Consider the following 22,882-nt stretch of genomic DNA (forward strand, 5'->3'; position numbering starts at 1 on the left):
CAAATAGTAATGACAAATAGAGCACCATCCACCAACATTGTGCGTCACCCTGAAAAAACTTCCGAACAATATGGACTATCAAACATACAAACCTCAAACAAACTTAAAATCGCTTGTTAGCTGTTATTGGACTTTGGAAGTACCAACGCAAACAGAACCACAAAAACAACGAATCGTACCAGACGGCTGTATTGAAATGGCTTTTATTCTCGGAGAGAATATAAAACGGTACACTTCCGAAAATGAATTTATACTTCAACCTCGTGCAATGGTGCTCGGACAAACAACTGAACCTTTTTTCATTGAACCAACAGGGTTTGTTAAAACATTTGCTGTGCGATTTTATCCTTATGGATTTGCAAACTTTGTTTCTGAACCAATCAGTAATTTGGCAAATAAGGAAACACCCATAAACCAACTTTTTGGAGTAAAAAACGCAGAAGATTTCGAGCAAAAAATAATCAAAGCGGAAAATACGGAACAACGGATAAGCATTACCGAAAAATTTCTTTTGGATAAGCTCAATGACGAAAAAACGATTAATAGAATCGTAAAAAACACTGTTGATTCCCTTTTATCTACAAATGGAAGTGCTTCAATAAATTCAATCCTCAAAGACGACTTGTCAAAGCGAAGACAACTCGAAAGAAACTTCAAAAAGCAAATTGGAATAAGCCCTAAACAATTGGGAAAGGTAATTCGACTACAAACCGCTTTAAAAATGTTGCTAGACCCAAAGTCAGAAAACCTAACTGATATTGCCTATAAAAGCGACTACTTTGACCAAGCGCACTTCATAAGGGACTTTAGAGAATTTACAGGAATAAACCCCAAAGAGTTTCTCACCCACGAAAATTTGACGCTTTCTACTCTTTTTTACAAATAATTTGAGGATGTCGCATTTTTACAATTTCAAGAGACTTTCTACAGCTAATTTCGTTCCGTCAATAACAAACTAGAAATGAAAGAAAAAATATTTATTGCAATTATTGCCTTGACCTTTGGTATTTCATCCTTTAAAAATTTAGGGACTTCTACTTCCGAAGTAAACCCAATCAAAAACGATAAAAATATGAACAGTTTTATATCAATATTTGAGATTCCAGCGACGGACATTTCACGAGCCATTAACTTTTACAAAGAAATTTTAGGAGTGGAAATTGAAAAATTGGATTTCCCTGGAATGGAAATGGGCCTATTTCCATACCAAGACCAAATGGTAACAGGAGTAATAATGAAAGGAGAAGGCTATGAACCTTCTGCTAGTGGAGTTACCATTTATCTCAATGGTGGAGATGATCTACAAACAATTCTTGATAAAATAGAAAGAAATGGTGGGAAAATAATTATTCCTAAAACATCTCACGCTGACGAAAGTGGATTTTTTGCCATTTTCCACGATTCGGAAGGAAATAAAATAGGACTTCATTCACCGAATTAAAAAAAAGCAAACGCACAATCGAGTAGCCCGACCTGAGCCAATTGGCTCAGGTTGAGGCTCTCACACCACCGTACGTACGGTTCTCGTATACGGCGGTTCGTAAAGCAAAAGGCTGCCGCTCTTTACACCAACAATCTCTTTCCGCTACTTTTAAGATAAGGCTACTCAAAGGCTCCTTATCGAATTTTCACTTCACAATACGTTCGGCCCTTCACCAACTCGTGAGAACTCCTACTTTTCTGTAGGCTCAAATCCTATTGGCTAATATGGCTTCTGCTGACTTCTCAGTCTTCAACTCGTGAAGTCCGAGATCTCCCCAGGTAAGGACATATTCCTTCCTCCGATTCCTGCAGCATCTACCAAATAGAGATTGTTGGTCAGGGGCTTCGCAAAGATGTGCTTACTCACCCTCCCTAAATGGCCTCCGTATGCCGTTCCTGTTCGTCAGTACCGGATTTTGTAGTCTCGCTTCCTTCACTGTATGCCTCACGGCAACCAGCTTGCGACTTACTAGCAGGCTTCACCAACTTGCCTGCAAGGGACTTTCACCCTCTGGAATAATTTGGTATCTTCGATACCAGATGCCCATGCTGGGCACACCCAATGTGTGTCAGTAATAGCGGTTTAAGTGCAAACCTGAACCGTTTTTGCATTTAATTAAGTATCTTGCTTTCCGAAAATTTAGTGCAAACAAAACCGCTACTGCTCATACATTAGCACATTTTACATAAATAAAAAATCAAATGAGGTCTAAAGTCAAAATCATATTGGGAGTTTATTTTTGTTTACTATTAATTTCCGCCTGCTGTGATTCTAATATCTATGACATCCAGATCACGGACATTCAATTTCGTCCAGTAAGTAGTTTTGTACAAGAAAATGAAAATTTTGAGTTTCCTTCATGTCTCAATCATCTCTGCCATAATCTTTGCCGATAGCAAGCAAAGTGGAATGCCACCGCCCGGGTGGACACTTCCACCGCAGAAATAGAGGTTTTTGATTTCAGAGGAATAGTTTGCGTGCCGCAAAAATGCCGCATACCTGTTGTTGGAGCTATTTCCATACAATGCACCATTGGCACTGGAAGTCTTGCACTCAATAGTTCTAGGATCCAATATCTCCTCCACTTCGATCAGAGACTCAATATCTGTTTTCAGAACCCTGTTGATTTTAGCAATAATACTTGACCTGGCTTCTTCGATCAATTTGTCCCAATCCTGACCTTGGTTGTTTGGGACATTGATCATCGTAAACCAATTCATACAGCCATTGGGCGCATCATCATCCTTACAGACTGAAGTGATATTGATATAGACTGTGGGATCATGGCAAATGCTTCCTTTGCTGAAAATATGGTCAAATTCCATTTGATAATCATCACTGAAAAGGATGTTGTGCAATCCTAATTCAGGGAATGCTCTCTTGATTCCCCAATAGAAAATCAATGCCGAACTGGATTTGGGTTGATCAAGGAGTTTTGTGGGTTGTTTTTGCTTTTTTAATATGCTTTTATAGGCATTGACCATATCCATATTGTTGATGACAAGGTCTGCGTGGATTTCTTCATTATTGACAAGGACTCCTATTGCCGTGTTTTTATCAACAAGAACTTCTTCGACTTTGGAATTGAAGTGAAAATTGATGCCCAGATCAACAGCCAGTCGATAAAGGCTGAGGGTGATGTCGTGCATTCCATTTTTGGGAAAAAATGCGCCGATATTGAATTCCAAATGTGGGATGATATTCAGGGTGGCTGGGGTTTGGTAAGGATTGGAGCCATTATAGGTAGCATAACGATTGAAGAGCTGCACCATTTTTCCCTGAACAAAAAGTTTTTCGTTGGCGGCATTCATTGTCGTGAAAATACCGAGTTTCCCCATTTTCAGATAGGATTTCAGCGCAGTAAGATTGACCCAGGTATTCCATTGATGGAGTGATCTGTGCATAAACAAAGGTGCAAGATGTTCATAGATGTAAGCAGATTTTTTCAAGGCTTTTCTTACATTCTCTGCCGGCTCCCCAAGTTTGGTTTCTACTTCTTCGGCAAATTTATTGAGATCAGCATAAGCTTTGACTGTTTTTCCATCTTCCCAAAAATAGTGGCAGACTATGTCCAATTTGCTGTATTGAAAGTGGTCAGCCGGATTCCTTCCAGCAATCAGGAACAATTCCTCAATCTGCTCTGGAAGTGTGAAAAGAGAAGGGCCTGCATCAAAACGGTAGCTCCCTATTTGGATTTCGGATAACTTTCCACCAGGATAGGCATTTGATTCGAATACTTCAACTTGGTAACCTTTGGTGGTGAGCCTGATGGCAGCTGCCAGTCCTGCGATACCTGAGCCAATAATGATTGCTTTTTGATTCATGGATTAATTCAACAAAATACCGCTACCCAATCCCAACAGATTTTAATCGATTCATGTTTTCAATTTTGGTCGATTCCCTCTCTTTTCGACAAAAATCTGTGTGGAAATGATGATTCTCCAAAAACCCCACCTTCCTCTTATGCCATTCGCGGTCGGTCAATTTGGGTTCAAAATGTTTCAATTCTTCAAATAGCAGCATGCTTCCCTTATCATACAGCGCTGTACCAATATATTCCAGATCTGCATCTGCAATGATTTTTTCCAGATGATTTGTTGGTTGTTGCGGGATTTGGGTTGCCATGATCATTCCGCAGATTTTGTTGATTTCCTCGGTGTCAAAACCATATTCCGGCAGGATTTTTTTTGCCTCGGCACAGCTTAGTTTTTCATGACCTTCCCGTTGCTCTAAGTATCCAATGTCATGGAACAGCGCTGCAACCCGCAAAAGTCGCAAATCTTCACTCTTCACATTTTCAGCGTTCGCAATGTTTTCCACACTTCGGATTACTTGCCGAGTATGATCTGCATTGTGGTATTTCAAAAAAATAGGACTTGAATTCTCAAGATGGCTTAAGGTAATTCTAAAAAGACTTTCCAGGTTTTTCATCAGCGATCCTCGTTCTAGATATTATTACTCCAATACTTGGTAAGTCAAAAATGGCTCACTCTTGTTCTTGAGGTTTAGCTTTCCTACTTCTTCACAATGAAACGATTCTTTGATCATTTCAAAACTTTTTGCCGAAATCAAGATTTGATTTTGAGCAGCAGCGGCCTGTAATCTCGCCGCGACATTGACCGTGTCACCGATCACAGTAAAGTCAAAACGCTTCAATGTAGCTGAACCAATGTTTCCAGAAACCATTTCCCCCGAGTTCAACCCTATGGAAACTTTGGGTTTGAAATTGGTCGTTCCGGTATTTTCGGCTTGTTGTTCTATAATCTTTCTGATCGAGAGACAGGCATCCAGAGCGCGGTCAATATGGTATTCCCCCGTGAAAACAGCCATGATCGCATCTCCTATGAATTTGTCTACCGTGCCATTTTCCTTGATGATCTCCTGTACCATGATATCAAAGTAAAGGTTGAGCAGTTCGACTACTTTATCGGCACTTTCATTTTCACTGATGGAAGTAAAGCTGCATATATCAATAAAAACCACAGTCCCTTCCACTATCTCATTGAGGAACATGGCCTGCTCGATCTCCTTGCCCCCCATGAAATTGAGCACCGTTTCATCCACATACATTTTGAGGATATTGTTTTCTTTCACAGCTTTCAGTGTATCCCTCAGCATCAACACATGTTTCAAAGTCCTTTCTATGGTGATCTCCAGGTCTTTGAAATTGATTGGTTTGGTTACAAAATCATAGGCACCACGATTCATCGCTACCCGGATATTGTCCATATCACCATATGCCGAGACGATTACGGATTTCAAGAGCGTATTTTGTTCATTCAGCTTGGAAAGGAGTGTCAAACCATCCATTTCAGGCATATTGATATCGCTCAAGACGATATCGATGTCCTTGTGGACTAGCAATTGCTCTAGGGCATGCCTGCCGTTGGTTGCAAAAACAAACTCATATTCATTTAGACGGATTTTTTGCCGGAACTTCTGTTTGATCAAAACCTCTAAATCCTCTTCATCGTCTACTACCAAGATTTTCGCCATTATTTGTAGCTTTTTATTGTGAGTTTATAAATTTTTTGATTTCTGCTTTGATTACCTCAAAATCGATGGGCTTGGTAAAGAATTCCTTAGCGCCTGATTTGATGGCTTTGTCATAGTTTTCGGTATCACCATAAGCCGAAATCATGCTGACATTGATTTCCGGAAACTTTGACTTTATTTTTTCCAGCAATTCCAAACCTGTCATCCCAGGCATGTTGATATCAGAAAATACATAGACTACCTTCGGTGGGTTTTCACTCTCCAAGGCCTCCAATGCTTCGTCACCCGAAAAAGCAAAGACTAGATCAAACTCTTTTGCCCTGACTTCCTTTCTGAATTTTTGTCTAAAAAGAAATTCAACATCTTTTTCGTCATCTACTATCAGTATTTTTATCATTTTTTATCCAGTGGTAATGTAATTATAAATTCAGTGCCTTTTCCTTCTTCCGATTCCAGCTCGATCTTTCCTCCATGTGCTTTGACAATATCATAGCTCAGACTCAAACCCAGGCCTGTCCCCATGCCCGTAGGCTTGGTGGTGAAGAATGGCTGGAAGATCTTGTCTTTGATATTCTCTGGGATGCCAGGACCATTGTCGCGAATCGAAACCACCACTTTTGAGGAGGTATTTTTGGTGGCCACTTTCACACAAGGCGTATAGTTTTTCAAGGACTCATCTTCCAAATCAGGTAGGTTTTTGAGGTTTTTCGAATAATCCGCACAGGCGTAGAAGGCATTGTTGATGATATTCAAAAACACCCTTCCAATATCTTGTGAGGCTACAGTGACCAGTGGCATATTGGGATCAAAATCAGTCTTGAAGTCTGCGGAAAAAGTTTTGTCTTTTGCCCTGATTCCGTGGAAGGAAAGACGTAAGTACTCATCGGCAAGTGCATTGATATCAGTGGCGGATTTTTCTCCGGAGTTGCTTCGGCTATGCCCGAGCATGCCTTTTACGATGGAGTCCGCACGTTTTCCATGGTGGGTGATTTTTTCAAGGTTTGTCTTGATGTCAGCCAATATTTCCTCCTCCAATTCATCATCTTCAGTCTTGATTCCATTTTCCAGCCTTTTTGATCTGGCTTCTTGGATTTCGTCTATCAATTCATGGCTTACCTCCGAGAAGTTGTTGACAAAATTCAAGGGGTTTTGTATCTCATGTGCAATCCCGGCTGTCAATTCCCCCAAAGAGGCCATTTTCTCTGCATGGATCAATTGCGCTTGGGCAGCCTTCAATTCTTCCAGCGCCTTTTCCAGTTCGTTTTTTTGTCTGATCAATTCATTTGTCCTATCGGATATTTCGATTTCCAGGGAAGCTTTGATCGATTCCACTATTTCCATTTCCCGCTCCTTCTCTATTGCTTTCAACCTTTCTATTTCCAGTGCCTTCCGCTGCTTTCTGCTTACGAAATACATGATGATTGCCCATAGAAATGCAAAGAACAATGCTGTTTCAAATATTGCTTCCCACTTTTTATGGAATTTTGGAATGATCAACTCTACAAAATATTCGAGAATGGCCAGCACGATGATGGGGGCAATTGCATTCACCAGCGATTTCGTCCTTTCGAATTCCGGTGTATTGTAAACCAGGTAAACCAACCCAATAATTATGGCCAAAGTCAGTATTTCGAATATAGTAACAAAAAATATAGAGCCAAAAATCCAAAGGCATAAGACAAAAACCAAACCCCAATTGATCCATTTTTTCAATGGGGATGTTGGGTTGAATTTATTGATATTAGACCTTAAATAGTATAAAATCAGTAGGGAGAAGAAATTTATGAAGGACATAGTTACTAATTAAACAGGGGTCATTGTATATTTTAGGTTTTCCAAGAGCATATGAAATTCCTTTTTTAGTTGATATTGATCGGTATCCAGCTTGAAATAATGCCTACAATCCGAAATGCCTAATTTCAGGGAAGAAAACCATCTGCTAATTTCTGATTTTTCATCCGATAAATATACAGACTGAGCGAATCCGATCAATATCAAAACAATATCTATATTTCAAGCTGGAAAATCATTTTTTTCAAATAAAATTTACACAACTTGTAAGCGAAAAAAGGTAGATATGGGAGAAAAGGGACAAAAAAAAAGCCTATATCTGAAGTCCGTGCCTCCCCTGTTGCTCCGTGGTTGCTCCGACAGACAATCCCCCATCACATCCCCCTCACTCTCACATTCATTTTTCCAGTTGAGCGGAGGTAGATGCGGATATCTTCTTCGGTATTGTAGATGCCTTCGACGTCCAATTGGGGATTGACCAGGGAGAAGTCGGCAAATTCTGTCCTTAGCTGACCTTGAAGCCTCAATTCCCGTCTTGCTTCTGCCAAATATTCGCCGATTGGGTAACTTGCCAGTTTCTTGATCTTATTGAGGACTTGGCCCTGCTTCATCCATGCAGCACTTCGGGCCAGGATATTTTTGGTATTGATGTCAAACTCGATTTCTTCAAAGCGGATTGACTCTGTCTCTGCGTCATATTTCGGCTTTCCGACGAGATACATTTCACCTCTGATCTGTTTTCTTCCTTTTCTTATAGCCAAAAAATCCATTTTCAACAAGGTCCGATCCCCAAAGCTTTGGGATTCTAGATTCGAAACTTCCAATTCGGTTCGCTTATCTGTTTTGAATCTTTTCCCTCCAAGATTTTCATTGAGATATTGATCCAATTCTTCGTAGCTGATAGCCAATGGAATCATGATGTCCAGCTTGTTTTCGCTGCTTTCATTGTAGGAGATATTTGGCAGGGCTGTCTTGACACTTTGAGGTGCTTTCCCGATTTGGGAATAAACTTCACCTTCTATGCCCAAAAAGAACCTCAGCTTTTGGTCGGCTGTCACCTCTTCACGGATTTTCAATTTTGTTGGTTTGGTATAGACATAAGCCATCACACCATCTTGGTCGATTTCAATCGGTTTGCTAAAATTGTCCCAAGTTTCTTGGGCGATCTTTTTGAAATCCATACGTGTCAGATTGGACGCACTCAGCTGATTGTTCAGAACTCCCTGGAGTTGCTTTCGGATCATAGGATCCAGATCGATCTCAAAACCCAGCAAATTGTACTTCATCGACCTGCCGTAGTTTTCGATTTTGATATCTTCGAGGGAAAAGTCCCAGTTTTGCCCCACTTTCGGGCTAAAGCTGATTTCAGGTGTGAGTGCTTCGTCAAATGGGATGGCTGTATTTACATTCTGACCGAAAATCCTCTTTTCGAATTTCAAATCCCCCACCATTTTCATCGGGATTTTGATGGACATTCTCTTAGAATCCAATGTCGACAACTTGATCATGCCTGTCCTGTTGACGTCAATATCGGTGAAAAAGCCTGAACCAAGATCCAATCCCTTCTCAGCGAAGAGTTTCTGGCCCAACGCTTTGTTGAGATTATCCTCTATCATAGAAAATGGTATTTCTATCGGAATATTGATTTCTGAAGTAGCACGTGGAAGCTCAGCAGGCGTTCCGGAATAGGATGGTTTGTTGGGGTTGATGCTTTTGCAAGCGGAAACAAAAATCAGAAGAATCAGGATTCTGGTTACTATTTTCATTGAATTGAAATTCAGGAATGTTATGATGCAAATGTCCGTAAGATGTTTCAAAAAACCTGCCAGCTATCGAAACATCATTTACAAAGGAACTATATTTACGGTTAATTAATTGAATGAGGTAATAGATTAAGAAAAATTAAGATGAAGAATTGGTTAATAATAGAAAACCCTGCGCAATTGGAGGCTATCAAAGAGCAAAGCAAGGAGAAGCCTGTGTTGATTTTTAAGCACTCTACTTCCTGTTCCATCAGTGGAATGGCCTGGAACAGGCTGCAGAGAAATTGGAAAGAAGAGGATCTTGAAAAGGTAACCCCCTATTATTTGGATCTGCTATCTTACAGGGCTATTTCCAACCAAATCGCAGATGACTTTGGCGTTTACCATGAAAGCCCCCAAGTGATTCTGATTAAGGATGGCAAAGCAGTCTATGACAATAGCCACATGGGCATCAATTATTCAGAAATAATGGAGCTGGTATAATCTCCCAGGGAAATTGCTTTTAGCCAAAAAACCCTTCGAGGGTTTGAACTTAATCACCATTGGACTCTGTCCCCACAGACCAATCCACCAAATTGGACAACCCTCGAAGGGTTCATCACTTTGAGACTGTTAAAAGCAATTTCCCTGTATGATCTCCAATGAATTTAGGTTTTTGCCCCATGCATCTTCAAATATGGCAATCAGCCTACGAAGGTCATCCACATCACCCTTCTCCAAGTTTTACTTTGTAGATCTTTATAAAATCTTCCTCCTGCTCCAGGTTTTCTGCCGCCAAAAACCAAATATAACCATCCCGGACGAGCCATTGCCTGGAGTCCATTTCAAGAGGTATTGCAAATTCTGAAATTTTGTTGCCCTCATTATCCAGGACTAGCATCCTATGGGAATAATCTATTCTAGCCTTTGCCAAAAAGTCCATCCAATTTAGATTTTCATACCTATCCCGATCCGATTCTGGGACACCTGGAAAAAATGAAGTCAAGATATAGTTTCCCAGCGATTTAATGTTTTCAAATTTTCCCGAATATAAATCTGGACTGATCATTCTGGGATCGGCATCTTTGAAGTCCTCACCTTGGTTGAAGGAATAATCCTCAATATTGAACTCAACTCTTTTGATTTTTTCATTTGGAGAGCTTAAGGAATGAATATTTAATGCCGGCTCTATGCCTTGGATAAAATACATACTCTCTTTGTCAACAGCCAACCTCGGTATAATATGGCTAATATCATGGGCTTTACCATTTCTGAAAAAACTGCCTTCATCCAAGTTCATAAATTGCTCAACCTGACGATCCAGTGTGTCAAACCAAGCAAAAGAAGTATAATTTTCATAAAATTCCGGAGTGTTTCTTGGGTATGCCGTCCTACCTGCCCCAACGGTAAGGATCCTATCCCCAACCCAATAAAACTCCATATCTGCCGATGCCCTACCGGAAAACGCAGGCATCTCTTTGACTTGATGCTTACCTCCATGGATCAGGTTTCCCTCCAAATCATAAGTGTATACACCCTGATTGGATATAATCGTGAAATTCTGCCCATTTTCATTAAATTTTCCCGCTCCCAGTGGAAACATACCAAAGCTGTCCGGCATATCTCCAGTCTTGTTGAATTCTTTGGTAGATGCCCCGTCAAAGTCACCAACAAGCAGCGCCCTGGTTTGTGAATTAAACATTAGTACTTTGCCAGTTTGTGGATGTACATCCATCAATTGGAGTAGGCCCAAATAAGGAATTTGGAGAGAATCTACTTTTACCAAAGTTAAATTCTCTGGTTCTCCATTATTTTCATTACTTTTCTCTGAGCAGGAAAATATCAAAAATATGGATATGAAAAAGAATATTTGTCGTTTCATAGATTGGGATTTTTTCTTAAACTAACAAATAAGGAATCATAATCAAAAAAACTGGAGGGTTTTTTATGGAATTATTTGATTTACACACGCATAGGGCTTCAGATAAAAGGGCCATCCATAACCAAAGTACTGAAAATGAAAGCACATCTTCTTGCTATTCCTTGGGGATTCATCCATGGTTTTTGAATGGGCATTGGTCGATGGAATTGGAAAAGATGAAAGCATCTTCCCAAGATCCAAATCTGATGGCTATTGGAGAATGTGGTTTTGACCTGTTTCAAGGACCTAGTTCCAAATTGCAACTGGAGGCATTTGCTGCACAGTTGGATTGGGCGTCCGAATTGGGCATTCCCGTTATCATGCACCAAGTCAAAGGTTTGCACTTACTTCAGCAAACCATCAAAAGCAAAAAATCCCTCCCTCCGATCATTTGGCATGGGTACAACCAAAAACCGCATATCGGCTTGTCTTTATTGGATGCTTCGATATACTTTTCCTTTGGACAAGATTTGTTGAAAAATGGATCAAATGCGCAGAATTTTATAAAAATTTGCCCGGTAGATAGGATATTTTTTGAAACAGATAAATCAGATTTGAAAATTGGACAGATATTTTCACAAGCTTCTGTACTTTTGCAGCTGCCTGTGGAAGCCTTGGCAAAGCAGGTGGTAGAAAATTGGAATAAGATATCGAAAAGGAAAATATAGATGACTGATTTTGCTTGGCTCTCAAGGACGGAGCTGATAGTAGGAAGAGAAGGCTTGGAAAAATTGGCCGGAAAACATGTTTTGGTAGTTGGCTTGGGTGGTGTAGGTTCTTTTGCTGCAGAGTTTATCTGCAGAAGTGGCGTGGGAGAGATGACGATCATTGATGGAGATGCGGTAGATATCAGCAATTGCAACAGGCAGCTTCCCGCTACCCAAAAAAATGTGGGCCAGCTAAAAGCAGATTGGATGGAAGAAAGACTGACTGCCATCAATCCAAACCTTAAAATTCACGTGATCAGGGAATTTCTGAAGCCCGGGGCAATGTTCAACCTGCTTCAGGAGAATGTATATGATTATGTGGTGGACTGTATCGATAGCTTTTCACCGAAACTGCACCTGATAGAAAGTACCTATAGAAAAGGATTTCCCATAGTCAGTTCGATGGGGGCTGGAGGAAAAGTTGACCCTACACAGATCAAAGTGGCTGACATTTCTGAAACCTACAACTGCAAACTTGCCAAGCATGTCAGAAAACGGATCAAAAACAAAGGAATCTCTTCTGGTTTCAAAGCAGTTTTTTCTACCGAATTATACCTCAAAGACAGTCTGATGATGACAGATGGACGAAACTTCAAAAAGTCTGCCTATGGAACGATGTCTTTTTTGCCTGCTGCATTTGGATGCGCGTGTGCATCGGTGGTTGTAAATGACTTGCTTGCCGAACTCATGTAAAAAGCTCAATGTACCAATGAAGTTGCACAAATTAATTGGACAGTAGTGTAATGTATTACAACACCAAAGACAGTTTGAATTACAACATTGAATCGATAAAAAACTTCCAAAGGAGCTTTCTTTAAACCGAAAGAGCATGAAATGAAAAACCTACTATGTGGAATTGGAAAATCTAATATTACAGATAGACAAATACAGTTTTCTGACTACCCATTCGAACCTTCATATGTCTATCCCAACAAAACAATCCAAGCAAATGAAATTGATTCAATGAGTGTTGATTTCGGGATATGCAAAATACATATTGCTGATGATATAGTTTTCGTCTCGGCAGTGAAAAAAGAAGAATTGAAGGAGTTTGCAAAAAACAACAAAATAGAATTGACCGAAACCAGCTGGAATTGGGATTGGATTTTAGAACCCTATCTCGATACCGAGTTCACAAAAGAAAGTGAAAAAAGAGTTTTGGAAAAACTAATCGAAAACGGATTTGAAAAAAAGGAGGTTGACAAAATAAGGGTAGAAGTTGGAAAACAGATGTATAAATACAATTTTGACACAATGCTTTGGGATTGGTGTAGTCTAGGATTATCGGATGTTCTTTCTGCAATGCGAGCTAAATACAATGAAAGTGAATTTAGGGAATTTTACAAAAGGGCAATAGAAATTGACAAACGCAAGAAAAACACCTAACCTATTCATCCAAAAATAGCCAAATCTACTATTTCACCTTTTTCTTAACCAACTAACTCCTTTCTTCTACCCTCTTTTTTAGCCTTTCAACCTGAAAAATTCCCATTCAAAACTAATCAAAATCATTGGTTAAACTTTTCAATCAGCAGGGTGTCTAAGACCTGATTTAAAAACCAATAGAATGAAGATTACTATTTACGGATTATTTTTCTTGCTCATGATGATGGCTGCTGCTTTGGAGGTCTCAGCCCAACGGAACCAACAAGGTCGGCCTGATTTGAAATTCAAAGGAAAGGTCATCGAGGGTGCTACAAAACAGCCATTGATAGGCGCCAATGTCTTGGTAAAGACCGTCACAGATTCCTTGCTGACTTCAACAGTGACTGATGTTGATGGGAATTTTGAAATAAACAGGCCATGGATCCCCAATGTGAAAGTTGAAATTTCTTTTTTGGGATTTGAGAAGTTTGCCAAGGAAATGGGTAGGGCAGACGGTTTGGATCTCGGGATCATCGCTTTGAATGAAGATAGTAAACTGCTGGGTGAAGTGGTGATCGAAGGCCAGATCGTAGTAGGCGAACAGCGGGGTGATACCACCTCTTTCAATGCGGCAGCCTTCAAGACAAGGGAAAATGCAGATGCGGAGGATCTGATCAGGAAATTGCCCGGTGTGACCATCCAGAATGGCCAGATTCAGGCAAGGGGTGAAAATGTCCAAAAAGTATTGGTTGACGGGAGGGAATTTTTTGGCAACGACCCCTTTCTTGCCATGAGAAACCTCCCTGCAGATGTCGTTGACAGAGTAGAGATATTGGATCAGCGATCTGACCAGTCTAGGCTGACAGGTTTTGATGATGGAAATTATTCCAGAACCATCAACATCGTCACAAGGGGTGATCGAAGACAAGGCACATTTGGAAGGATCTATGCTGGGTATGGCACCGATGACCGCTATTCGGCTGGAGGAAGTTTGAATTTTTTCAATGGAGACAGAAGGATCTCTCTTGTGGGATTATTCAACAATATCAACCAACAGAATTTTTCTTCAGAGGATTTGGGTGGAAATACCGGCGGGGGTAGGCCTGGTGGAGGAAGGGGTGGTCCTGCCAATTTTGGTGGCGGCCAAGACAATGGAATCATTACCACCAATAGTATGGGCCTGAATTATTCCGATAAATTGGGTGATAAAATGAACGTCACGGGAAGTTATTTTTACAGCAATTCAAGAAACAACCTGAGTAGTTTCACAAATAGGGAAATTATCCTTTCAGAGGAAAACAGACAGTTTTATGAAGAAAACCTGATCAATACAGTCGAAAATGGAAACCATAGGGCGAATGCAAGGATAGAGTATGATATCAATCCAAAACATGCATTGATCATTACGCCAAGTTTGAATTATACTTCAAACAATGCATACACAGACAGGGATGCATTGACGATGGACGCTGTACTGGACCCTTTGAGTGGTACCAGGTCCATTTCAGAAAACAATTCATCCGGATACAATATATCCAATAGCATCGTGTACAGGTACAAATTTGAAAAAACAGGTAGGACATTGTCTACGACACTTTCCACAGGATTCAACAAAAGGGATTCATACTCGGAATTGTTGGCTGCCAATAGGGATTATATCAGAAACATCAATGATACGATCAACCAAGAGACTTTTGGCTTGACTGATGGATTCAACTACAGGTTAAATATGCAGTACACCGAGCCACTCAATGAGAAGTCTTTGTTGACATTGTCATATCAGGTATCCAACAACAAATCATCAGCGGATCAACAGACCTTCAGCTTAGTACCTGAAGCAAATCTGATGCTGCTTGACACGGCTTTGAGCAACGTCTTTGACAATAGGTTTGTCGTCCAAAGACCAAGTATAGGCTACAGGTATAATTTCAAAAACTGGAATATCAACGCCAACCTGGATTATCAATTTGCAGAACAGGACAACGAAAGTTTGTTCCCTTTGGAAAGGATGTTCAATAGGTCTTTCAACAACTTGCTGCCAGGTGTGAACCTGAACTACAGAGATGCGGCAAAAGGGAGGACTTTTAGAATGAGATACAGAACCTCCACCAACGAACCGAGCGTAAATCAGCTGCAGAATGTAATCGACAACTCAAATCCGCTCAACTTGAGGGTCGGTAATCCAAACTTGGGCCAATCATTCAACCACAATTTGTTTGTCAATGTCGGAAAGTTGAACCTGGAAAAATCCCGAACATTATTTTTGTTTGCCTTTGTATCAATGACTGAGAATTTTATCGGTTCCAATACATTTGTGGCACAGCAAGACACTTTGATCAACGGAGAGGTATTGCTCAGGCCGGGAGGCCAATTGTCAAGACCTGAAAACCTGAGTGGCCAGTTCAATACACGGGTCTTCATGACCTATGGAGCGCCGATCAAAGCTCTGAAGTCCCAATTTAATATGAACACCTCGGCTTCATTCAACCGCACCCCAGGTATTATCAATGGCCAGAGAAACCAGAATGACAACATTGATTTGAGCCAAGGCTTGACTTTGACTTCAAATATCAGCAAGGACCTGGACTTTACGCTTTCCACGACCGGGACATATACGATCGTAAACTCTTCTTTGCAGAATAATCTAAACAACAATTACTACATCCAAAACTCCAACATCCGGTTGTACTACTCACCAAACAATGGAAAACTATTCGTTTCCAATGTAGTGAACAATGCAATGTACAAAGGTTTGTCAGCAGGATTGGACCAGCAGGTTTGGTTGTGGAATATTGAAGGTGGATACAGATTCCTCAAAGACAACAAGGGTGAATTCAAAGTCACCGTATTCGATCTTTTGGGGCAAAACAATGCAATCTCCAGAACCATCAACGACATCTCGATCACGGACACCTTCACCAGGGTATTGACAAGATATGCTTTGTTCAGCTTTACCTACAACATCGGAAGCTTCAAGCAGCCTGCACGTGAGCAGGGTGGCAACCCTATGATGAGGATGATGCAAGGTGGTGGAGGCAGAAGCTGGTAGTCCTCTCTGCCGAGCGCATAAACACAAAAAAGCTGAACGGTTGTCGTTCAGCTTTTTTTATTGTCTCTTCTTCCAACAAGATTTTTGATAACAGCAATCAAATCTATCAAGCTGTACCAGAAAAATCCCTACATCGATCCAGTGCCTAAGGCCAACGGACAAGTTTTGATTTCCTTATTGATACATCCAATTTTTCTAAGGGTAAATACATCAACAAATACCCTAAGAATTATTCACTTTTAGGCAATACCACAGTATCCACTGAATGGATTACCCCATTCGATTGGTAGACATCAGCGATAGTTACTTTGGACTTTGTGCCATTTTCATCTGTGATGTAAAGATCTTTCCCTTCCATCCATGCAGTCAATTTACCTCCCTGGACAGTTGTCAAAGTTGCTTTGCCATTTCCTTTTTTGATGGCGGTGGCTATTTCCTTTGATCCCATTTTGCCTGCTACCACATGATAGGTCAGGATTGAGGTAAGGGTTGCTTTGTTTTCAGGCTTTACCAATGACTCTACTGTTCCTGAAGGTAATTTTTCAAATGCAGCATTGTCTGGTGCAAATACAGTGAAGGGGCCTGGAGTCTGCAATGTCTCAACCAAACCAGCGGCTTTGACAGCGGCTACCAAAGTGGTGTGGTCTTTGGAATTGACTGCGTTTTCCACAATATTCTTAGATGGATACATTGGAGCACCACCTACGGTTACTGTTTTTTCACTTTGGGCAAAAGCCACAGTTGAACCAAGAAAAAACAAGGCTATAAAAGCCGATTTGAATAAATTGATAGTTTTCATAATAACAGTATTTTTGGTTTTGATTATATGTGGGGAATTACGAGAGCATGCATTCCCTTGGATTGTCATCCGATGAAAAATCTTTTTCCCAAGCTATGAAAACGAAAAATACAATGGGCTTTGCTGCTGAGTGGTTTTTGGAGGCACAGACAAAAAAAGGCTATTTCTTGAGAAATAGCCCGTTTTCAGTTTAGGTTTATTGGTATTTGCTTAATTGTCTTCTTTGAATTTGTCCACGATATATAGGAACAGGTTGAATGATAGCGTTGACATCCCCTCCTTTTTGACATCTTTGTCACTTCCTTGTTTGTAAATTGGGTTTTCTTTCCGGACTGGGTTTTGGCTCGTCGCAGATTTTATTTCCTTACTGGTATTATTTTGTTTGGTATTTAATTCTACTTTTGAATCAAGGTTGACAGATTCCGGATTTTCAAAATTGACAGGATTGTCTACCGTCTTCGGAACATCAGGCAGGTTTCTGTCTTTGTCTCCCTGTGCAAAGGTATTGACAAAACCAAGAGTACAAAATATTATTGCGAGACATAAACCTTTTGTACTGATTAGAGAAATATTATTTTGTTCTAACATCATAGGGGGTTCTATTCTGATACAAATAACCCTTGGGTTATCTATAATGTTCTCAAAAGTATTAAAAATTAAGCAGGTATGCAAACGATTGATCATACTGATTTTCAAAAGATTGATGTCCGAATTGGGACTATTATTCACGCGGAGGTTTTCGACAAAGCCCGAAAGCCTGCTTATAAACTAAAAGTTGACTTAGGTGAACTTGGGATAAGAAAATCTTCTGCCCAAATCACAGATTTATACAACGTGGAAGATTTGATCGGAAAGCAAGTGGTCTGCATTTGCAACTTCCCACCAAGGCAAATCGCCAATTTTATGTCGGAAATACTCGTGACCGGATTCGACGATGGACATGGGAGGATTGCTTTGGCTACTGTAGACTTGCCTGTCCCCAACGGACAAAAACTGCATTAGACATAGATTTTCAAACCATCCCCTGTCAGCTCTACTTTGTAGGTTAGCAATTCCCCACAGGATCCTGACTTCACATCCCCCGTTTTCATATCGAATCGGTACTCATGTAGTGGACAGACGATTTCCCCAAAACTCGTGACCACTCCCTGCTGGAGTTCTGCCTTGCGGTGTGGACATTGGGTTTCGAAAGCATAAAATGAATCCCCTATCCTACTTACACAGATTTTGGTATTCCCAAGGCGGACAACCTTGATTTTTCTGTCAGGAATCAGTTGCAGTGCCTGCTCTTTGTCTTGTCCTAATGTAAATGTTTTCATAATCAAAGATAAAATTGGTAATTTAGAAGTCTAAACCTAATACAATCTCGCCATGAAAAAAATATTGATACTGCCACTATTGTTTCTGTTGGGCTCACTTTCTGCCCAAAGCTTAGACGGAGCCTGGAAAATGACCTATCAAAATGGACAGGAAGTCAAAGACAAAACTTACATCAAAATATACCAGGACGGATATTTTTCTTTTGGGGTAAAGGAAAATGAGGGTAATAAGTTTGTCAGTGCAGGTGGAGGAGAATACAGTCTGAGGGATAATTATTACACAGAGACATATGATTTTTACACCGATGACAAGGAGCTTGTTGGCATGATGGTGGAGTTTTCATTGGATACAGTGGATGGAAAAATTGTGGTTTCCACAGAAAAAGCAGGAAATGCACTGGTGGAAATCTGGGAAAGAGTCAGCGATGCAAAAGATGACTTGACCCGTAACTGGGTGATCACCGGAAGGAAAAGAGATGAAGAAATCAGCAGATCTACCCCTGGTGCCAGGAGAACGATCAAAATCCTCAGTGGAGGACATTTTCAATGGGTTGCATTCAATTCCGAAACAAAGGAATTTTCTGGAACAGGTGGCGGCACTTATACAGCAGAAGACGGGAAATATGTCGAAAACATAGCATTTTTTTCAAGGGATGACAGCAGGGTTGGCGCCAGCCTTGAGTTCAGCTATGAGGTGATCGATGGCGAATGGCATCACAGTGGCATGAGCTCTACGGGAAATCCCATTTATGAAATTTGGAGCAAATACAAAGATGCCTACCAGCCCGAAAAGTAGGGATTCATAGGAGATTGGATCCCCTTGGGGATTAATCAAAACTGATCGATGATCCGCCTATTCCCAACTTGTTTCTGATATAAATGCTGCTAAACTTCAAAATTTGGATTTGGCAGCATTTGGTTCTTTAGCCTTGTTTTTATTGCTCGCACTTGAGGGAACATGTAATTATTTATCAAAAACACCGTTTCAATGTCTAATTGGATGTGCAATTGTTACTCTTTAAAGTTATCTTATGGAATGCATGGTCTTTCTTCACATTTTTGATACTGGTCTACCATTGACAAACCCTGTATTAAAATTCCTCCTAATACTCATAATCATTCTCTTTGCCCCAATTATCCTGAATAAGATCAAGATTCCCCATTTGTTGGGTTTGATCATCGCCGGGGCAGTAGTTGGGCCAAATGGCTTCCATTTGATGGAAAGGGATAGCAGTATCATTCTCTCAGGAACTGTAGGATTACTGTATATCATGTTTCTTGCAGGATTGGAAATTGATTTGGCTGATTTTAAGAAAAACAGTCAAAAAAGTTTGGTTTTTGGGCTTTACACATTCCTGATACCAATGGTCTTGGGCACCTTATCAGGTTTGTATATTTTGGATTTTTCAATATTCACTTCGGTTTTGTTGGCGAGTATGTTTGCATCCCACACGCTGATTGCCTACCCACTGATCAGTAAGCTTGGTGTTGCCAAAAACAAGGCCGTAAACATTACAGTCGGAGGGACTATGATCACTGACACATTGGCCTTATTGGTGCTGGCAGTGATTGTTGGTATGACCACAGGTGAGGTAAATACAGAATTTTGGGTAAGGCTATCTGTTTCGATCATTGTATTTGGATTGATCGTAATGCTCCTATTCCCTATTATTGGAAGTTGGTTTTTCAAACGTTTTGATGACAATGTCTCCCAATACATTTTTGTATTGGCAATGGTGTTTTTGGGAGCCGTGTTGGCGGAGATTGCTGGGATCGAGGCGATCATCGGAGCATTTTTGGCCGGCTTGGCCCTGAACAGGTTGATTCCGCACACTTCTCCTTTGATGAATAGGATTGAGTTTGTGGGGAATGCCATCTTCATCCCCTTTTTCCTGATTGGTGTAGGGATGCTGATAGATTATCGAGCATTTTTCAAAGACATTGAGACTATCAAAGTAGCTATTGTAATGATTGTGATCGCAACTTCGGCAAAGTTTATAGCTGCTTGGCTGACACAGAAGACCTATAAATTCAGCCTTGACGAAAGACGTTTGATCTTTGGCCTGAGCAATGCCCAGGCAGCTGCGACTTTGGCAGCAGTATTGGTGGGGTATAATATAATATTGGGAGAAACAGCGACAGGAGAGCCCATCAGACTTCTGAGCGAAAGCATCTTGAATGGTACGATTTTGATGATTTTATTCACATGTACCATTGCCTCCTTTGTAGCCCAAAAAGGTGCGAAGAATATTGCTTTGGCCGATGCTTCTGAAGCAGAGCCAGATGCCCATGAAAGCCAAGAGAAAATCCTGATCCCCTTGAGCAATATTGAAACCACAGATGAACTTATCAACTTGGGTGTTACTGTCAAATCAAAAATCAATAAGTCAGGATTGTATGCATTGAGTATCATTGACAATAATTCCAATGAAGGTACAGCAGACAAAAATGCAAAAAAGATCCTGAACAAAGCAGCTGTGGTCGCCTCTGCAACTGACAACCAATTGATAGAATTGCTACGCTATGACCTCAATATTGTAAATGGGATCACAAGTGTAGTGAAGGAACATAAAATCAGTGATTTGATTTTGGGCCTCCATGTCAAAAAAGGGATCTCAGATTCATTCCTTGGCCATCTTACCGAAGGGATACTGACAAAGTGTAATACTACTACTTTGATCTACAAGCCGGCACAGCCCTTTGGCACAATAAAAAGGCATATCATCATCGTACCCGAAAAAGCCGAAAAGGAAATTGGGTTTCCATTTTGGCTTATCAAGGTTTGGAACATTGCAAGAAATTCGGGCGCCAAGCTTATCTTTTATGCAACTTCCGAAACCCTTGCGTTTATCAGGGAGATACATTCAAAACATCCCGTAGAATCCGAGTTTCACGAGTTCAACGAATGGGATGATTTTTTGATCTTGGCGCGGGATTTTCACAATGATGATAACCTGATCATCGTGCTGAGCAGAAAAGACAAGCCTTCTTTTCATTCCTACATGAACAAGATCCCATCTTATCTCAACAAATACTTTAAGGATACAAGTTACATATTGATCTATCCAATGCAGGCTGGTGTGATGGACACTTTGCAGATAGATCTGAAAAACCCAACAATTATAGAGCCTCTCGAAAAACTGGATGAAATCGGAAAAACAATTGCAAAGATTTTCAAAAGAAAATAATCCTATCACTTGGCAATAATATGCCTTTCAAAAGAAATGCCGGCATCTGATGACACCTGACCGATGAGTGCAGGAGTCTTCAGATTGCTAATTTCCTCACTTCTTCATACCTGAAACAATCCACCAAATGGTCATTGACCAGTCCAGTTGCCTGCATGTGTGCATAGATGGTCGTACTGCCCAAAAACTTGAATCCCCTTTTTTTGAGGTCTTTGGCAAGCTTGTCTGATTCGGTGGTAGTAGCTGGGGCATGCGCTAGGGACTTGAGCTGTCTGTCGATGACTTTTCCATTGACAAAATCCCAGATGTAGTTGGAAAATGACCCAAATTCGGATTGGATTTCCATAAAACGATTGGCATTGTTGATGGCAGCCTCAATCTTCAACCTGTTTCTAATGATACTTGGGTCTTGGAGTAGCTCTGCCACATAGGAATCCGGTAGGTCTGCCACCACTTTGTAGTCAAAATCAGCAAAGGCTTTTCTATAGCCTTCCCTCTTCTTCAATATGGTAGCCCAGCTAAGACCTGCTTGTGCACTTTCCAAAATCAAGAATTCAAAATGTACCCTGTCGTCAAAAACAGGCACTCCCCATTCTTCATCATGATAGGCTACATATTGCCCAAAGCCCAAACACCAAGGGCAACGGAATTTATCAGGATTCTGTGGAATGTTTGACTTCATGATTGATCAATTGAGATACCAAATACTGGCATTGAGAATGGTGGCAAAACTTACCCACAAAATATATGGGATCATGAGCAATGAAGCCCATTTGTTGATTGGATGAAAGATCCTTATGCAAGCCAATATAGCAACCCATAGGGGAACAATGACCAATAGCCCCAAGCTAGGTGACTCTAAACCAAAAAAAGCGGGAGACCAAATGGCATTTAGGAAGAGTTGGAGGCCAAACAGCTGAAGAGCTCTTTTCTTAAACGGATGTTCGGAGGTCCAAACCAGATACAGTGAAATCCCCATCAGGATATAGAGCGTAGTCCATGCAGGCCCAAAAACCCATGCTGGAGGATTGAATGGAGGTTTTTCTAAAGTTTGATACCAAGAGCCGACTGAAGAAATCGTTACCACAGCACCTAATGCACCTGCAATTTGAGGCAAAAGGAGCGATATCAATAATTTGGGCCAACTTTTCATCTTAGACCATTTCCAACAATGTCATGAATATAGCCAACTTCTTGGGGAATTTCTTTTGGACGATCGCATTGTGCTGATCAAAGTATCCATGTTGATAAGCCATGACTGATTCCATGTCTTTGGCAAAAAACTGCACCGAATAGTTTATCCCCCCATCTTCGGAGTCATGCATGATCCTAAACACCTTATTTTCAACAAACAACTTGGATTCCATGATGTATGGAATGTGTATTTCCTTCATCCAGTCTAGCCACTCTTTTTCTACGTCTTTTTCCACATTGACTGTGATATTGTATAGAATCATACCTATTTATCTTTAGTTTTATGCCCTAAATTTACCAACAAAATTCAATTCTGCGGGTTAAATCA

Annotated in this window: 23 protein-coding genes; 10 read left to right on the forward strand and 13 right to left on the reverse strand. The window is 40.6% G+C overall.

All coding sequences use genetic code 11. The features are described 5' to 3' along the window. Positions 1-70: 70 nt before the first annotated feature. On the forward strand, positions 71-886 hold the full coding sequence (locus ACFSKL_RS06550; RefSeq protein WP_376884577.1) for an AraC family transcriptional regulator: 816 nt from the start codon (positions 71-73) through the stop codon (positions 884-886). Positions 887-961: 75 nt separating this feature from the next. Beyond that, positions 962-1,441 (forward strand): VOC family protein, encoded by a 480-nt coding sequence (locus tag ACFSKL_RS06555; protein WP_376884578.1) that lies wholly within the window; start codon positions 962-964, stop codon positions 1,439-1,441. Between the two features lie 899 nt (positions 1,442-2,340). Here ACFSKL_RS06555 and crtD read toward each other — a convergent pair. From crtD to ACFSKL_RS06585, 6 genes are all read right to left on the reverse strand, one after another. Then, on the reverse strand, positions 2,341-3,807 hold the full coding sequence (gene crtD, locus ACFSKL_RS06560; RefSeq protein ID WP_376884581.1) for a 1-hydroxycarotenoid 3,4-desaturase CrtD: 1,467 nt from the start codon (positions 3,805-3,807) through the stop codon (positions 2,341-2,343). Between the two features lie 22 nt (positions 3,808-3,829). Next, positions 3,830-4,414, reverse strand: a complete 585-nt coding sequence (locus ACFSKL_RS06565; protein ID WP_376884583.1) for an HD domain-containing protein — start codon at positions 4,412-4,414, stop codon at positions 3,830-3,832. A 24-nt stretch (positions 4,415-4,438) separates the two neighbouring features. Beyond that, positions 4,439-5,479: an adenylate/guanylate cyclase domain-containing protein gene (locus tag ACFSKL_RS06570; RefSeq protein ID WP_376884585.1), complete on the reverse strand. Its 1,041-nt coding sequence runs from the start codon at positions 5,477-5,479 to the stop codon at positions 4,439-4,441. 13 nt (positions 5,480-5,492) lie between these two features. Continuing rightward, positions 5,493-5,873: a response regulator gene (locus ACFSKL_RS06575; RefSeq protein WP_376884688.1), complete on the reverse strand. Its 381-nt coding sequence runs from the start codon at positions 5,871-5,873 to the stop codon at positions 5,493-5,495. After that, a complete protein-coding gene (locus ACFSKL_RS06580; RefSeq protein ID WP_376884587.1) occupies positions 5,873-7,273 on the reverse strand; it encodes a sensor histidine kinase in 1,401 nt (466 codons plus the stop codon). The genes ACFSKL_RS06575 and ACFSKL_RS06580 overlap by 1 nt, the downstream gene beginning before the upstream one ends. A gap of 371 nt (positions 7,274-7,644) precedes the next feature. Further along, positions 7,645-9,036 carry a DUF4403 family protein gene (locus ACFSKL_RS06585; RefSeq protein WP_376884588.1) on the reverse strand — a complete coding sequence of 464 codons (1,392 nt, stop codon included), beginning with the start codon at positions 9,034-9,036 and terminating at the stop codon, positions 7,645-7,647. A 141-nt stretch (positions 9,037-9,177) separates the two neighbouring features. Here ACFSKL_RS06585 and ytxJ point away from each other — a divergent pair, with 141 nt between their 5' ends. Beyond that, entirely contained in the window at positions 9,178-9,516 is a 339-nt protein-coding gene (gene ytxJ, locus ACFSKL_RS06590) for a bacillithiol system redox-active protein YtxJ (protein WP_376884589.1), read from the forward strand. A 223-nt stretch (positions 9,517-9,739) separates the two neighbouring features. Here ytxJ and ACFSKL_RS06595 read toward each other — a convergent pair whose 3' ends face one another. Continuing rightward, the gene (locus tag ACFSKL_RS06595) at positions 9,740-10,894 is read right to left on the reverse strand and encodes a hypothetical protein (RefSeq protein WP_376884591.1); all 1,155 of its coding nucleotides are present in this window, start codon (positions 10,892-10,894) and stop codon (positions 9,740-9,742) included. Positions 10,895-10,959: 65 nt separating this feature from the next. On the opposite strand from ACFSKL_RS06595, the gene ACFSKL_RS06600 reads away from it, so the two are divergent. The 4 genes from ACFSKL_RS06600 (at position 10,960) to ACFSKL_RS06615 (ending at position 16,054) form a co-directional block, all read left to right on the forward strand. Next, entirely contained in the window at positions 10,960-11,601 is a 642-nt protein-coding gene (locus ACFSKL_RS06600; protein WP_376884593.1) for a TatD family hydrolase, read from the forward strand. Further along, positions 11,602-12,333, forward strand: a complete 732-nt coding sequence (locus tag ACFSKL_RS06605; protein ID WP_376884595.1) for a tRNA threonylcarbamoyladenosine dehydratase — start codon at positions 11,602-11,604, stop codon at positions 12,331-12,333. A 141-nt stretch (positions 12,334-12,474) separates the two neighbouring features. Then, the gene (locus ACFSKL_RS06610; protein WP_376884597.1) at positions 12,475-13,026 is read left to right on the forward strand and encodes a hypothetical protein; all 552 of its coding nucleotides are present in this window, start codon (positions 12,475-12,477) and stop codon (positions 13,024-13,026) included. 181 nt (positions 13,027-13,207) lie between these two features. Then, positions 13,208-16,054 carry an outer membrane beta-barrel protein gene (locus ACFSKL_RS06615; protein ID WP_376884599.1) on the forward strand — a complete coding sequence of 949 codons (2,847 nt, stop codon included), beginning with the start codon at positions 13,208-13,210 and terminating at the stop codon, positions 16,052-16,054. Positions 16,055-16,283: 229 nt separating this feature from the next. Here ACFSKL_RS06615 and ACFSKL_RS06620 read toward each other — a convergent pair whose 3' ends face one another. Together ACFSKL_RS06620 and ACFSKL_RS06625 are read right to left on the reverse strand one after the other, a co-directional pair. Beyond that, the gene (locus ACFSKL_RS06620) at positions 16,284-16,853 is read right to left on the reverse strand and encodes a fasciclin domain-containing protein (protein ID WP_376884601.1); all 570 of its coding nucleotides are present in this window, start codon (positions 16,851-16,853) and stop codon (positions 16,284-16,286) included. A gap of 210 nt (positions 16,854-17,063) precedes the next feature. Continuing rightward, a complete protein-coding gene (locus ACFSKL_RS06625) occupies positions 17,064-17,444 on the reverse strand; it encodes a hypothetical protein (RefSeq protein ID WP_376884603.1) in 381 nt (126 codons plus the stop codon). 75 nt (positions 17,445-17,519) lie between these two features. On the opposite strand from ACFSKL_RS06625, the gene ACFSKL_RS06630 reads away from it, so the two are divergent. Continuing rightward, on the forward strand, positions 17,520-17,855 hold the full coding sequence (locus ACFSKL_RS06630; protein WP_376884605.1) for a tRNA-binding protein: 336 nt from the start codon (positions 17,520-17,522) through the stop codon (positions 17,853-17,855). On the opposite strand, the gene ACFSKL_RS06635 is transcribed toward ACFSKL_RS06630, so the two are convergent. Further along, a complete protein-coding gene (locus tag ACFSKL_RS06635; protein ID WP_376884607.1) occupies positions 17,852-18,172 on the reverse strand; it encodes a Rieske (2Fe-2S) protein in 321 nt (106 codons plus the stop codon). The two genes, ACFSKL_RS06630 and ACFSKL_RS06635, sit on opposite strands and share 4 nt — an antisense overlap. Positions 18,173-18,224: 52 nt before the next feature. Between ACFSKL_RS06635 and ACFSKL_RS06640 the strand changes: the two genes are divergently transcribed. Together ACFSKL_RS06640 and ACFSKL_RS06645 are read left to right on the forward strand one after the other, a co-directional pair. After that, on the forward strand, positions 18,225-18,968 hold the full coding sequence (locus ACFSKL_RS06640) for a hypothetical protein (protein WP_376884609.1): 744 nt from the start codon (positions 18,225-18,227) through the stop codon (positions 18,966-18,968). Between the two features lie 244 nt (positions 18,969-19,212). After that, positions 19,213-21,360, forward strand: a complete 2,148-nt coding sequence (locus ACFSKL_RS06645) for a cation:proton antiporter domain-containing protein (protein WP_376884611.1) — start codon at positions 19,213-19,215, stop codon at positions 21,358-21,360. A 79-nt stretch (positions 21,361-21,439) separates the two neighbouring features. Here the strand turns inward: ACFSKL_RS06645 and ACFSKL_RS06650 are convergent, their stop codons facing one another. The 3 genes from ACFSKL_RS06650 to ACFSKL_RS06660 are packed head-to-tail and all read right to left on the reverse strand — an operon-like array spanning position 21,440 to position 22,817. Continuing rightward, a complete protein-coding gene (locus tag ACFSKL_RS06650; RefSeq protein WP_376884613.1) occupies positions 21,440-22,042 on the reverse strand; it encodes a DNA-3-methyladenine glycosylase I in 603 nt (200 codons plus the stop codon). Positions 22,043-22,048: 6 nt separating this feature from the next. After that, positions 22,049-22,513: a TspO/MBR family protein gene (locus ACFSKL_RS06655; RefSeq protein WP_376884615.1), complete on the reverse strand. Its 465-nt coding sequence runs from the start codon at positions 22,511-22,513 to the stop codon at positions 22,049-22,051. A 1-nt stretch (position 22,514) separates the two neighbouring features. Next, on the reverse strand, positions 22,515-22,817 hold the full coding sequence (locus ACFSKL_RS06660) for a DUF4286 family protein (protein ID WP_376884617.1): 303 nt from the start codon (positions 22,815-22,817) through the stop codon (positions 22,515-22,517). Between the last annotated feature and the right edge of the window lie 65 nt (positions 22,818-22,882).

It is taken from the genome of Belliella marina (assembly GCF_042682445.1).
GTDB lineage: Bacteria > Bacteroidota > Bacteroidia > Cytophagales > Cyclobacteriaceae > Belliella > Belliella marina.